The sequence below is a fragment of the Halosegnis longus genome, assembly GCF_009663395.1.
In the GTDB taxonomy this organism is placed as follows: domain Archaea; phylum Halobacteriota; class Halobacteria; order Halobacteriales; family Haloarculaceae; genus Halosegnis; species Halosegnis longus.
In genome coordinates this window covers 973,509-986,017 of the sequence record NZ_QKNW01000001.1, presented here as the reverse complement: position 1 = coordinate 986,017, position 12,509 = coordinate 973,509, and the positions used below count along the sequence as shown (strand labels likewise).

15 protein-coding genes and 1 tRNA gene are annotated in these 12,509 nt (G+C 67.5%); 10 read left to right on the top strand and 6 right to left on the bottom strand.

Annotation, left to right across the window (positions count from 1 at the left end):
* Nucleotides 1-34 precede the first annotated feature (34 nt).
* The 7 genes from DM818_RS05450 (at nucleotide 35) to DM818_RS05420 (ending at nucleotide 4,553) form a co-directional block, all read left to right on the top strand.
* A complete protein-coding gene (locus DM818_RS05450) occupies nucleotides 35-556 on the top strand; it encodes an amino acid-binding protein (RefSeq protein WP_075937734.1) in 522 nt (173 codons plus the stop codon).
* Nucleotides 553-1,500: a homoserine dehydrogenase gene (locus DM818_RS05445; protein ID WP_075937735.1), complete on the top strand. Its 948-nt coding sequence runs from the start codon at nucleotides 553-555 to the stop codon at nucleotides 1,498-1,500. Before DM818_RS05450 ends, DM818_RS05445 begins: the two co-directional genes overlap by 4 nt.
* A 117-nt stretch (nucleotides 1,501-1,617) precedes the next feature.
* Nucleotides 1,618-2,883, top strand: a complete 1,266-nt coding sequence (gene tuf / locus DM818_RS05440) for a translation elongation factor EF-1 subunit alpha (protein ID WP_075937736.1) — start codon at nucleotides 1,618-1,620, stop codon at nucleotides 2,881-2,883.
* A complete protein-coding gene (gene rpsJ, locus DM818_RS05435; protein WP_075937737.1) occupies nucleotides 2,884-3,192 on the top strand; it encodes a 30S ribosomal protein S10 in 309 nt (102 codons plus the stop codon).
* Between the two features lie 102 nt (nucleotides 3,193-3,294).
* Nucleotides 3,295-3,366 (top strand) — tRNA-Ala (locus tag DM818_RS05430).
* A gap of 221 nt (nucleotides 3,367-3,587) precedes the next feature.
* Nucleotides 3,588-4,028 carry a pyridoxamine 5'-phosphate oxidase gene (locus DM818_RS05425; protein WP_075937738.1) on the top strand — a complete coding sequence of 147 codons (441 nt, stop codon included), beginning with the start codon at nucleotides 3,588-3,590 and terminating at the stop codon, nucleotides 4,026-4,028.
* Nucleotides 4,029-4,079: 51 nt separating this feature from the next.
* Nucleotides 4,080-4,553: a hypothetical protein gene (locus DM818_RS05420; RefSeq protein ID WP_075937739.1), complete on the top strand. Its 474-nt coding sequence runs from the start codon at nucleotides 4,080-4,082 to the stop codon at nucleotides 4,551-4,553.
* Here DM818_RS05420 and DM818_RS05415 read toward each other — a convergent pair.
* The gene (locus tag DM818_RS05415) at nucleotides 4,550-4,939 is read right to left on the bottom strand and encodes a glutaredoxin family protein (protein ID WP_075937740.1); all 390 of its coding nucleotides are present in this window, start codon (nucleotides 4,937-4,939) and stop codon (nucleotides 4,550-4,552) included. The two genes, DM818_RS05420 and DM818_RS05415, sit on opposite strands and share 4 nt — an antisense overlap.
* A 39-nt stretch (nucleotides 4,940-4,978) precedes the next feature.
* Entirely contained in the window at nucleotides 4,979-5,668 is a 690-nt protein-coding gene (locus tag DM818_RS05410; RefSeq protein ID WP_075937741.1) for an endonuclease III domain-containing protein, read from the bottom strand.
* Between the two features lie 166 nt (nucleotides 5,669-5,834).
* On the opposite strand from DM818_RS05410, the gene DM818_RS05405 reads away from it, so the two are divergent.
* Nucleotides 5,835-8,333: a heavy metal translocating P-type ATPase gene (locus DM818_RS05405; RefSeq protein WP_123123680.1), complete on the top strand. Its 2,499-nt coding sequence runs from the start codon at nucleotides 5,835-5,837 to the stop codon at nucleotides 8,331-8,333.
* Here DM818_RS05405 and DM818_RS05400 read toward each other — a convergent pair.
* Together DM818_RS05400 and DM818_RS05395 are read right to left on the bottom strand one after the other, a co-directional pair.
* The gene (locus DM818_RS05400) at nucleotides 8,317-9,057 is read right to left on the bottom strand and encodes an alpha/beta hydrolase (protein ID WP_328597410.1); all 741 of its coding nucleotides are present in this window, start codon (nucleotides 9,055-9,057) and stop codon (nucleotides 8,317-8,319) included. The genes DM818_RS05405 and DM818_RS05400 overlap by 17 nt on opposite strands.
* Nucleotides 8,993-9,892 (bottom strand): VOC family protein, encoded by a 900-nt coding sequence (locus tag DM818_RS05395; protein ID WP_075937744.1) that lies wholly within the window; start codon nucleotides 9,890-9,892, stop codon nucleotides 8,993-8,995. Before DM818_RS05395 ends, DM818_RS05400 begins: the two co-directional genes overlap by 65 nt.
* A 121-nt stretch (nucleotides 9,893-10,013) precedes the next feature.
* On the opposite strand from DM818_RS05395, the gene DM818_RS05390 reads away from it, so the two are divergent.
* A complete protein-coding gene (locus DM818_RS05390; RefSeq protein WP_153952408.1) occupies nucleotides 10,014-10,625 on the top strand; it encodes a VOC family protein in 612 nt (203 codons plus the stop codon).
* Between the two features lie 43 nt (nucleotides 10,626-10,668).
* Nucleotides 10,669-10,884, top strand: coding sequence for a helix-turn-helix domain-containing protein (locus DM818_RS05385; protein WP_075937746.1), 216 nt, complete (start codon nucleotides 10,669-10,671; stop codon nucleotides 10,882-10,884).
* On the opposite strand, the gene DM818_RS05380 is transcribed toward DM818_RS05385, so the two are convergent.
* Nucleotides 10,881-11,477: a response regulator transcription factor gene (locus DM818_RS05380; protein ID WP_075937747.1), complete on the bottom strand. Its 597-nt coding sequence runs from the start codon at nucleotides 11,475-11,477 to the stop codon at nucleotides 10,881-10,883. The genes DM818_RS05385 and DM818_RS05380 overlap by 4 nt on opposite strands.
* Nucleotides 11,474-12,499: a PAS domain S-box protein gene (locus DM818_RS05375; RefSeq protein ID WP_153952407.1), complete on the bottom strand. Its 1,026-nt coding sequence runs from the start codon at nucleotides 12,497-12,499 to the stop codon at nucleotides 11,474-11,476. The genes DM818_RS05380 and DM818_RS05375 overlap by 4 nt, the downstream gene beginning before the upstream one ends.
* Nucleotides 12,500-12,509: the final 10 nt, after the last annotated feature.

Here is a 12,509-nt window from a genome sequence, read left to right as displayed (position 1 = left end):
CCCGCGCTGTGTCCCGTATGACCGAGGGTTCACCGTGAGCGAGGCTGTTCAGGCCTACACCGTCAGACTCGAACTCGTGGACGAACCGGGCGAACTGCTGCGCGCGCTGGAGCCGATTTCTGAAAACGGCGGCAATCTCCTCTCCGTGCTCCACGAGCGGGGGAACCTCACGCCGCGGGGACGCATCCCCATCGAGGTCGACCTCGAAGCGACCCCCGAGCGGTTCGACGCAATCGTCGAGTCGCTCCGCGATGCCGGCGTCAACGTCGTCCAGGCCGGCGCGGAGCGGTACAGCGAGGAACTGGTCGTCATTCTCTCTGGCCACCTCGTGGAGACCGACCTCTCCGAGACGCTGACCCGGATTCAGGGGTCGGGTGAGGTCTCCGTGACCGACGTGTCGCTGTCGGCTCCCGGCGGGACCGGCGACGTGTCGTCGGCCCGGCTCCGGCTCGCAACCGAATCCGGCGGTATCGACGGCGTGCTCGACGCCATCGACGACCTCGCGGAGGAGAAGGACTTGCGCGTCATCACGCCGCTCACGGAGGCAGAGGCATGAAACTGGCCGTGATGGGCGCCGGTGCCGTCGGCGCGAGCGTGCTGGACCTCGCCAGCGAATACGACCACGAGGTCGTCGCCATCGCCGACTCCTCGTCTGCGGCCCTCGACGGCGACGGGCTAGACCCCGAGACCGTGACCGACCGGAAGGCAGAGACCGGAACCGTCGGCGACCACGACCCCGCGGACGCGCTCGCGGCCGACTACGACGTGTTGGTGGAGGCGACGCCGACGACGCTGGGCGACGCGGAGCCGGGCTACTCCCACGTCGTCGAGGCGTTCGAGCGGGACCGCCACGTCGTGCTCGCGAACAAGGGACCGGTGGCCGAGCGGTACGCCGACGTGCGCGCCGCCGAGGCGGAAAGCGACGGCGACCTCCTGTTCGAGGCGACGGTCGCGGGCGCGATTCCGGCGCTCTCGACGGTCGCGGACCTCGGACCGACACACGTCACCGCCGTCCGCGGTGTGTTGAACGGGACGGCGAACTTCGTCCTCTCGCGGATGGCCGCCGAGGGACTCGACTACGAACACGTGCTCGCGGAGGCACAGGACCTGGGCGTCGCAGAAGCCGACCCCAGCTTCGACGTGGAGGGGACCGACGCCGCCCTGAAATGCGTCATCCTCGCGAACGTGCTGTACGACCGCGAGTACACGCTCGCGGACGCGTCCGTGGAGGGCATCGCGGACCTCCCGGGGAGCGTGCTCGAACTCGCCGCCGAGGACGGCCGGACGGTTCGGCTCATCGGCGAGGTGCAAGACGGCGAGATACAGGTGGGACCGCGACTCGTCCCCGAGAACGGGACGCTCGCGGTGACCGGGACGCGCAACATCGTCCAGCTGGATACGGCGTTTGCCGGGCGGCTCAACATCTCCGGACGGGGCGCAGGCGGGCCGGAGACGGCGAGTGCCGTGTTAGCGGACGTTGGTCGGCTGGCGAAACGGTAGGCGTGTGAACGGCTGGCATAGGGGCTGAGGCCGCCGTCTGCGGGGGTTTCTTTCGAAATCGTTTTACGGGCGAGCATCGAAGCACTTCCACAGCGCATCAGCGCGTGAGTTACACTCATGAGCGACAAACCACACCAGAACTTGGCCGTCATTGGCCACGTTGACCACGGAAAGAGTACGATGGTCGGGCGACTCCTCTTCGAAACGGGGAGCGTACCGGAGCACGTCATCGAGCAGCACCGCGAAGAAGCAGAAGAGAAGGGCAAGGGCGGCTTCGAGTTCGCCTACGTGATGGACAACCTCGCAGAGGAGCGAGAGCGAGGTGTCACCATCGACATCGCCCACCAGGAGTTCGACACCGACGAGTACTACTTCACTATCGTCGACTGTCCGGGCCACCGCGACTTCGTCAAGAACATGATCACTGGCGCGAGCCAGGCAGACAACGCCGTGCTCGTCGTCGCCGCAGACGACGGTGTCCAGCCCCAGACACAGGAGCACGTCTTCCTCTCGCGAACCCTCGGTATCAACGAGCTCATCGTCGCGGTCAACAAGATGGACCTCGTCGACTACCAGGAGTCCCGTTACAAGGAGACCGTCGAGGAAGTGACCCAGCTCCTGAAGCAGGTCCAGTTCAACACGGACGACGCGAGCTTCATCCCGACGTCGGCCTTCGAGGGCGACAACGTCTCCACGGCCTCGGAGAACACGCCGTGGTACGACGGCGAGACTCTCCTCGAGGCGCTCAACAACCTGCCGGAGCCGCAGCCGCCGACGGACGCGCCGCTGCGTCTGCCGATTCAGGACGTGTACACGATTTCGGGTATCGGGACGGTCCCGGTCGGCCGAATCGAGACCGGGACGATGGAGACCGGCGACGACGTCTCCTTCCAGCCGTCCGACGTCGGCGGGGAAGTGAAGACCGTCGAGATGCACCACGAGGAGGTCCCGTCCGCGGGCCCGGGTGACAACGTCGGCTTCAACGTCCGCGGCATCGGCAAGGACGACATCCGTCGCGGTGACGTCTGTGGTCCGGCCGACGACCCGCCGAGCGTCGCCGAGACGTTCCAGGCGCGAATCGTCGTCATGCAGCACCCCTCGGTCATCACCGCCGGCTACACGCCGGTCTTCCACGCCCACACGGCACAGGTCGCGTGTACCATCGAGTCCATCGACTACACCATCGACCCCGCCAGCGGCGAGAAGGAAGAGGAGAACCCCGACTTCATCCAGTCCGGCGACGCAGCCGTCGTGACGGTCCGACCGCAGAAGCCGCTCAGCATCGAGTCGGCAAACGAGATTCCGGAGCTCGGTAGCTTCGCAATCCGTGACATGGGTCAGACCGTCGCAGCCGGTCAGGTCCTGGAAGTCCACGAGCGATAAATGCAGCAAGCACGCGTCCGCCTCGCGGGCACCGCCCCCGGGGACCTCGACAACATCTGCGACGACGTGCGGGAAATCGCGGACTCGACCGGTGTGCAGCTGTCCGGTCCGGTCCCGCTCCCGACGAAGACGCTGGAAATCCCGTCGCGCAAGTCCCCCGACGGTGAGGGGACGGCGACGTGGGAACACTGGGAGATGCGCGTCCACAAGCGGCTCATCGACATCGACGCCGACGAACGCGCGCTCCGCCAGCTGATGCGGATTCAGGTCCCGAACGACGTCTCGATCGAGATCGTCCTCGAGGACTGAACGCGGTCGCGGCGGCCGGCGTTCCGGCGGGCGTGTGTCTCCACTCACGCGCGTTTTCGGAACGAAACAGATAAGCGACGCACGCGGATACACGGACACTGCGGGCGAGTAGATCAGCGGCAGATCGCTTCCTTCGCAAGGAAGAGGCCCGGGGTTCAAATCCCCGCTCGTCCATCGAAGCTTTTCACAGCACCACGCGACGAGCGACGCGAGCGAGCAAGCCGCCTCGAGCGCACACACGAGCCACGAGTGGATTTGAACCCTACCAGTCGCGCGCAGCGAACGGAGTGAGCGAGCACGTCTGGTTCCGGTTCAAATCCCCGCTCGTCCATGTTTTTCAACTCTGAGCTGCCGCTCCGGCCTGTGTTTATTTGTCGTCCGCGCCTACAACGCGTATGCAGCTATCTGGTGCGTGGAGTCGCGAGGAACTCGACGCGTTTCTGACGAGCGAGGCCGGGACCGTCCCGTTGCGACTCGCCTGTCGGACGCCCGCGGGCGGGTTGTGGATGCTGTCGCTGTGGTACCGATGGCGCGACGGCGGGTTCGACTGTGCGACGAGCGCGAGCGCCGACGTGGTCGAGTATCTCCGCCACGACGACGACGTGAGCTTCGAGGTGTCGGTGAACGAGCCGCCGTACTTCGGGGTCCGCGGGAGCGGGCACACGACGCTCCAGGCGGACGAGGAGAAACGGTTGTTGCGGTCGCTGCTGGACCGGTATCTGGGCGGGACGGACTCCGGGTTGGCGACCCGGCTGCTCTCGGAGGACCGCGAGGAAATCCACATCCGCATCGAGCCGTCGAAGCTGTACACCTGGGACTTCAGCGACCGGATGTGACGAACACGTTCGGGACGGAACCTACCCGTAATGGCCGGTATTACTCTATCGATGGCAGCAACGAGTACCGCTCCCGGCGTCGCGGCTCGGCTTCACGAGCGACTGGACGCAGCACGCCCGCTGGTCGTGGGTGGGCTGGGGATGCTCGTTGCGCTGAACCTGACCGCCGACACGTCGAGCATCCACGGCAGTATCCACATGCTCGAACACGCCGTGCTGGCGTTTCTGGCCGCGGAGTTCGCGCTCCACGTCGCCGTCTCGGACTCGCTGCCGACCGAGCGGTGGCTCGAAGCGGGCGTGTTGGTGCCGTACGTGACGGTGACGGCGCTGTTGTTCGGTGCACGCGCCGTCGGCTGTGGCGTCGGCCCGCTGTCGGTGGTGGTCGGCCCGCTCGACACCGCCCACCAGTGTACCGCGGTCGGGCGTGAACTCGTCGCGCTCGACGTGGTCGCGGGGCTGGGCGTGGCGACGTTCCTGAAAGAACGGCTCGATGCGGTCGCGGCGCGGCTCGACAGCCCGCTCTAGAACGGCGCGTCTGTCGCGGCGTCGTTTTCGACCTCGTCGGGGTCAACGCCGAGCTTTTCGGCCAGCTCGCCCCGCTCGTCGAGTTCGGCGAGGATGTCGCTGCCGCCGATGAACTCACCGTCGACGAACGCCTGCGGGATGGTCTCCCAGCCGGAGTGGTCGTCCAGCGCGGCACGGAAGGCGTCGAGGTTCTGGAGCGCATCGACCGTCTCCACGTCGTCGCGGTACTGCTGGAGGATGCCGATTGCCCGCTTCGAGTAGCCACACTGTGGCATCATCGCGGAGCCTTTCATGAACAGGACGACTTCGTTGTCGGCGATGGCGTCGTCGACGCGCTGTCGGACGGCGTCGGCGTCGAGTCCCTGCGCGCTCGGGTCGAATGTCATACTCTTCTCTTCGCGTGGAAAGTGAAAGGCGTTGTGTCGTCAACAGCCAGCACAGGTGCAGTAGCGTGTACACACCGGATTCTCACAGTCGGGGGAACGCGCCGTACAGTGTTCGCGTCCGTGGGTGATGAGCAACACGTGAAGCGGATACTTCAGTTCGTCCGGCACTAACTCGTCCAGCAGGTCGTGGACTCTCGCGTTCGATGCCGAGTCCGGGACCAGCCCGAACCGCTTGGAGACGCGCTCGACGTGGGTGTCGACGGCCATCGTCGGCTTCCCGAAGTGGAAGTTCAGGACGACGCTCGCCGTCTTCGGGCCGATTCCCTTGATGTCGGTGAGCCACGTCTTCGCGTCGTCGGTCTCCATCGCGTCGAGGAAGGCGAGCGAGTACGCGCCCCCGGTTTCGGCTCGAACCGCCGACAGCGCCCGCTGGATGCGGTCGGCCTTCGTCTCCGGCAGCCCGGCGACGCGAATCACCTCCGCCAGCTCCTCGGGGGGCGCGGCCTCGATGGCGTCGTACCCCTCGTAGGTGGAAAAGAGGCTCTCCGCGGCGCGGCGGGTGTTCTCGTCGGCGACGTTCTGTGAGAGAATCGTCGTCACCAGCTGACGGACCCCCTCGCCCGGCTCGGCGTCGCTGCCGTGTTCACCGTCGCGCTCTGCCGGGCCGTACAGGTCCACGAGGTCGTCGTGTAGCTCGCGGACACGCGTCTCGTCCCACGTTTCCTCCATACCCGAACGAGGGGTGCCAGCTATCTAAATCGCCGTATCGAGGTGGTGGCCTTCGCTCCACCGGCTCCGAGTTGTTAATTCAGTACGATTCAAATAATAGAAATTGCGTCTTTTCGGGCCGATTCTAACAGCGATATTAATAGGTATCTGTCTCGTCCCTCCGACAATGAGCCACGCGCACGGAGGTGACGACCACGGCGACGAGACGGACCGCCCCCACGAGACGCCTGCCGAACAGACCACGCTCTCGGTGCCGACGATGGACTGTGCCTCCTGTGCCCAGAAGGTGGAAGGGAGCGTCGCGGCCCTCGATGGCGTCTCGGCCATCGACCCGCAGCCGACGACGGGCACCCTCACGGTCGCCCACGACCCCGGCGTCTCGGAGGCCGATATCACCGACCGCGTCGAACGGGCCGGTTACGCCGTCGAATCCGGCAGCGAGACGGCGACGCTCTCTGTGCCGTCGATGGACTGCGCCTCCTGTGCGGACAAGGTGACGAAGGGGTTGGAGTCGGTGCCGGGCGTCACCCGCATCGACGCGAACCCGACGACCGGGACCGTCGAGGTCGACCACGAGGAGGGGACGACGCTCGCCGACCTCGAACGCGCCGTCGAGGGGGCGGGGTATGAGGTCACCGACGCGGACGACGGCGACGACGAGCGGTCGGGGACGTGGACCAGCACCCGCGCGCTCGCCACCTACGTCGCCGGCGTCGCGACCCTCGTCGGGCTGCTGCTCGCGAACCCGCTCACGCAGGCGACCGGGCCGACAATCGAGGGGTTTCCGGTCGGCGATATCGCCTACCTCGCTGCGGTCGCCGTCGGCGGGGCCGCCGTGTTCCGCAACGGCTACTACTCGCTGCGCCAGCGGAGCCTCGACATCGACCTGCTGATGTCCGTCGCTATCCTCGGCGCGCTGGCCGTGAGCGTCGGCTTCGGCGAGCGCCTCTACTTCGAGGCGGCGATGCTCGCGACGCTGTTTTCGATTTCGGAGCTGCTGGAGCGGTACGCGATGGACCGCGCCCGCGGCTCGCTCGCGGAGCTGATGAAGCTCGCCCCCGACGAGGCGACGGTCATTCGTGACGGCGGGGAGGTGACGGTCGCGGCCGACGCGGTCGCACGCGGCGAGCGCGTCGCCGTCCGCCCCGGGGAGAAGATACCCCGCGACGGGGTCGTGCGCGACGGGACCAGCGCCGTCAATCAGGCCCCCGTCACCGGCGAGTCGGTCCCCGTCGACAAGACCAGCGGCGACGAGGTGTACGCTGGCACCATCAACGAGGGTGGCTACCTCGAAATCGAGGTGACCAGCGACGCCGGCGAGGACACCATCGCGACCGTCCTCGACCTCGTCGAGCAGGCCCAGCGCGACACGACCGACCGCGAGCAGTTCGTCGAGCGGTTCGCCGGCTACTACACCCCGCTCGTGGTCGGGGTCGCCGTCCTGTTGGCGCTCGTGCCGCCGCTTTTCGTCTCGGGTGCGTGGGAGACGTACATCGTCTACGGGCTGACGCTGCTCGTGTTGGCGTGTCCCTGCGCGTTCGTCATCTCGACGCCCGTCACCGTCGTCTCCGGCATCACGAGCGCGGCCAGAAACGGCGTCCTCGTGAAGGGTGGCCGCCACCTCGAAGCGATGGGTGACGTGGACGCCGTCGCCTTCGACAAGACCGGCACGCTCACGAAGGGAGAACTCACCGTCACCGACATCGTCCCGCTTGGCGACAACGACGAACAGGACGTGCTCCGGTGTGCGCGCGGACTCGAACGCCGGTCTGAACACCCGATCGGCGAGGCCATCGTCGCGCGGGCCGACGCCGCCGGCGTCACCGAACGCGACATCGAGGGGTTCGAAGCGCTCACCGGACAGGGGGTCACCGCCGACCTCGACGGGACGACCCACTACGCCGGCACGCCCGACCTGTTTTCCGACCTCGGTTTCGACCTCTCGCACGTCCACGCCGCGACCGACGGCGGCCAAATCACCCGCACGACCCGGAACATCTGCGCTCAGACGGGCTGTCTCGACCTGCTGGATGACGTGATTCCACGCCTCCAAGCGGACGGGAAGACCGTCGTCCTCGTCGGTACCGAGGCGGAAGTCGAGGGCGTCGTCGCCGTCGCCGACGAGGTGCGCCCCGACGCCGCGCGCGTCGTCTCGACGCTCCGTGAGGCGGGCGTCCACGTCGCCATGCTCACCGGCGACAACGACCGGACCGCCCGCGCCGTCGCCGACGAGGTCGGCATCGACGACGTACACGCGAGTCTCATGCCCGACGAGAAGGTGACCGCCGTCGAGCGGCTGCGCGACACCCACGGCACGGTCGCGATGGTCGGTGACGGTGTCAACGACGCGCCCGCGCTGGCGACCGCCGACGTGGCCGTCGCGATGGGTGCCGCCGGCACGGACACCGCCCTCGAAACCGCCGACATCGCGCTGATGGCCGACGACCTCTCGCGGCTCCCGTACCTCCACCGGCTCTCCCGGACCGCCAACGGCATCATCCGCCAGAACATCTGGACGAGTCTCGGCGTGAAGGCGCTGCTCGCGGTCGGGGTGCCGCTCTCCCTCGTCCCGATTTGGGCGGCTGTCCTCGCTGGCGACGCCGGCATGACCGTCGGCGTCACCGGCAACGCGATGCGGCTCGCCCGTCTCAGTCCCGACGAGTGAGCCGCCGGAGCGTCTCGACTCCCCCGTCGCCGATTGCGTGTCCCACGCCCTGATACGTCTCGGCGCTCGCGTCCGCATCCATCTGTGAAAGCGCCGCGGCCGTCGCCTCGGCGTGTTCGACGGAGACGTGCGGGTCATCGCCGCCGACGCCACAGACCGCCGGCGTCCCGTCCAGACTCCCCGCTCGCGGGCCAAGCTCGTCCGTCGGGCCGAGCAGCCCCCCGGCGAGTGCGACCAGCCCGCCGTAGCGGCGGGGCCGCCGCGTCGCGAACTCCGTCGCCACGCTCGCACCCTGTGAGAAGCCCGCAAGCACCACGTCCTCGGGGTCGACACCGAGCGACCTCGCCTCGGCGAGTGCGCGCTCCACCTGTCCGAACGCGGAGTCGAGATACGCCCGTCGGCGCTGTGTCACCGGCTCCGTCAGTTCGCCCGGATACCAGACGCGCCCGGCCGCCGCCGGGGCGAGATACCGGACGCCCCGCACGTAGATGTCGTCCACGAGCCGGAGGATGCCCGCCGGCGAGTCGCCCCGCCCGTGGAGCAGTACGAGGACGCGGTCGGTCGCCATCGCCGGTGGAGCAGTACGAGGACGCGGTCGGTCGCCATCGCCGGTGCGCCCGCGCTCTCGATGCCCTCGCCCGCGTGCGGGTCGATGTCGCTCACGGTTCGAGCGGAAGCTGTGACTCGATGAGCGCGCGGTCCTCCTCGAACCACTCGGGCAGATACAGGTGGTCGCCGGGCGCGGGGTCGCCGGCGAGCATCTCCATCGGCTCGGTCGCGAGCTCGAACAGGATGCCGCCGGCGTCGCGCACGTACAGCGAGTGGTAGAAGTGGCGATTCTTCACGTACGAGACCCGCACGTCGTCGCGGCCGGCCAACTGGTCGCGCCACTCGTGGAGCCGCTCCTCGCTGTCGACCCCGAAGGCGACGTGGTGGATGGTGCCGGCCCCTTCGCGGCCGAACTCGGCCTCGCGGTCGAGGATATCGACGACGCCGCGGCCGGTCTCGTACCGGACCCGGTCGCCCTCCTGGCCGCCGCGCTCGAAGCCGAACGTCTCCAGCACGCTCGCCGTCACGAACGGGCTCGCCGAGAGCAGCGAAACGCCAGCAATCCCGCGCGTCGCCGCCGACTCCGCAACCGTCTCGGTCCACGGCTCACCGTGGCCCTCGGTCTCCACGAGCGCGAGGTGCGTCCCGTCGGGGTCTTCGAGGGTGAGCGTCGGCTCGCCGAACCGCTCGGTTCGCTCGCCGACCGTTCCCGCGCTCTCGGCGACACGAGCGTCCCACGCGTCGAGCGAGCCGTCCGGTACGGCGAGAGCGGCCTCGGAAATCTGTGGTCGGCCCACCCGGCCGTCCGCCTCGTCGCGGAACGGGAGGAAGGTGACGGCGCTCCCGGCGCTGCCGGTCGCGTCGCCGTAGTGGAAATGGTACTCGAAGCGGTCTTCCATGTTGACCGTCCGCTTGAGAAACCGCAGACCGAGCGTGTCGGTGTAGAAGTCGACGTTCGCCCGTGCGTCACGGACGATACCCGTGACGTGGTGGATACCCGTCGGATGCATACACGACGTTCACGTTCCAGCGGTATAACGACGCCACCGACGCGCGTGCCACTGACATCGGCGTCACCCGGCGACGTAGACGCCCGCGACTGCTTATGTAGGGCGACCACCAATAACGTGTATGGCAGACGACAGCCCGGAGATCACCGCCGAGCAGCCAGACGCACCGTTCAACACCACCGGCACCGACCACATCACGGTCTGGGGGTCCAACGAGGAGGACACCCTCGCCTTCTACCGCGACCTGCTGGGAATGCCCCTCGTCCTCCGCCAGCCGAACCTAGACGACCCCTCACAGACGCACCTGTTCTTCGACACGGGTGACGGCCGGATGCTCACCTTCTTCGTGAGCGACGACCGCCCGTCGGCAGCGGGCCAGCGACCACAGACCGGCGCGGTCCACCACCTCTGTTTCAGCGTCGACCCCGAGCGGTTCGAGGAGATGGAACAGGCCATCAAAGACGACGGCCGCGGCTACAACATCTTCGACCGCGGTATCTTCTACTCGCTGTACACGCAGGACAACAACGGGCTCGTCATCGAGATTTCGACCGACGTGTTCGACATCCCGGACGACCGGAAGGGCGAGGTGTTCGCCACCGCACAGCGACTCCGCGAGGAGGACGGTGCCGACTTCGCCGAACGCGAACACATGCGCCGCGCCATCGAGGAACTCGGCATGGAGGTCCACGAGTACGACCTGCCGGAGGCGGCCTCGGGGACGGGCGTGTGAGCCAGATACGAAGATTCACATTCGGCGACCGTAACCCACGGCTGTGAGCACTGGGGGACTCGAAACGGCGGTCCGACGCATCGAACTGACGGACGAGGAGCGCCGCACGGTCGCGCACGCTCTCGATTCGGGCTACTACGAGCAGCCGCGTGAGACGACACACACCGAGGTGGCCGCGGCGCTCGACAGTGACCCGATGTCCGTCGCGAAAACGCTCCGACGGGTGGAGCGACACGCGCTCTCGACGCTGCTCGATTAGAGATCGCTCATAATCTGGGCGAACTCCTCCGGTCCCAGATTCGACAGCATCTCGTCGGTTTCTTCCTTGAGCCGCTCGCGCTCCGCGAGCAGCGACTCGAACTCCTCGTCGTTCAGCTCCGCCTCCGAATACTCCGAGCGCAGCAGCTCTATCTTGCGCGTCACCGACAACAGCTCCGTGATGCGCTCGTCGTAATCCGCCCGCGCGAGCAGCTTCTCGACCGTCTCGGCCAGCTCCTCGGGGTCGACCGGCTTCTCCAGATAATCGTCGAAGGCCATGTCGGCCACGTCGAGCTCCGGCGAGACGCCGGTGACCATCGCGACCCGGCAGTCGTAGCCCCGCTCGCGAATCGCCTCTAACACCTCGCCGCCGTCCATCCCCGGCATCTGTCTGTCGAGCAAGACCACGTCGACGCCGTCGAGCATCTCCAAGGCCTCCTCGCCCGACTGTGCCGTCCGGACGTCGTAGCCGTCGAGCCACAGCGCGAACGCCTGTGTGACTCGCGGCTCGTCGTCGACGGCCAACACCACCGGCTCGGCCTGGTGCTCCTCGTCCGCGTCGTCGGCCTCGACACGGTCCGAGGTGGCCGTCATCTGGTCGTCACCTCGTGGAACGCGAACCGGGCACCCCCCTCGTCACTCTCGCCGGCCTCGACCCGCCAGCCGTGGGCCTGTGCGACGGTCTTGACGATGTTCAGCCCGATTCCCGTTCCGGACTCGCTTTCCGTGTAGCCGTGGTCGAACAGCTTCTCCTCGTCGACGTGACCCAGCCCGCTCCCGTCGTCGTTGACGGCGAAGCCGTCGTGGGTGGTCTCCACCCAGATGGACTCCGCGCCGCCGTGTTCGCGGGCGTTGCGGAAGAGATTCTCCAGCAGCGTCTGGAGCCGCTCGGGGTCGGCGTCCAGCGTCACGTCCTCGCTCTCAAACGTGATGTCCTCGTGGCCGGCGACGCTCCACGCGTCCGACGCGACGGCCTCCAGCGACACCCGCTCGGTCTCGTCGACCGTCTGGCCCTGGGTCGCGAGCTCGAGCACGTCGTCGACGAGTTCGTCCATCCGGTCGAGTAGCTCGTCTAGCTCCTCGAGCGCCTCGTCGTCGTCGGTCGCCTTCGCGACCGCGAGGGTCGCCTTCGCCGTCTGGAGCGGGCTGCGGAGGTCGTGACTCACGACCGACGCGAACCGCTCCAGCTGCTCGTTTTGCTGTTCGAGCTTGCGTTCACGCTCCTTGCGCTCGGTCACGTCCCGCATGATTCCGGAGAAGACCTTCTGGCCCCCGTACTCGTACTCCTCGAAGGTAATCGACACCTGGACCTCGTGACCGTCGCGGTGTTCCGCCGGGAGTTCGATACCGCTCCAGTCGAGGGTCCGCTCGCCGGTTTCGAGATACCGCTCGATGGCCGCCCGGTGGGCGTCCTGGAAACGCTCCGGCATGATGGTGGTCAGCGACTCCCCGATGAGCTCCTCGGGGTCGTAGCCGAACACCCTCTTCGTGGCGTCGTTGGCGAACCGAATCCGGTCGTCCGTGTCGATTGTGATGATCGCGTCCGAGCCGTTCTGGACCAACGCCTCGAAGAAGGCACGGTCTGTGAACGAGTTCGGCTGAGCACCTGCAGCCATAGTTACTGAC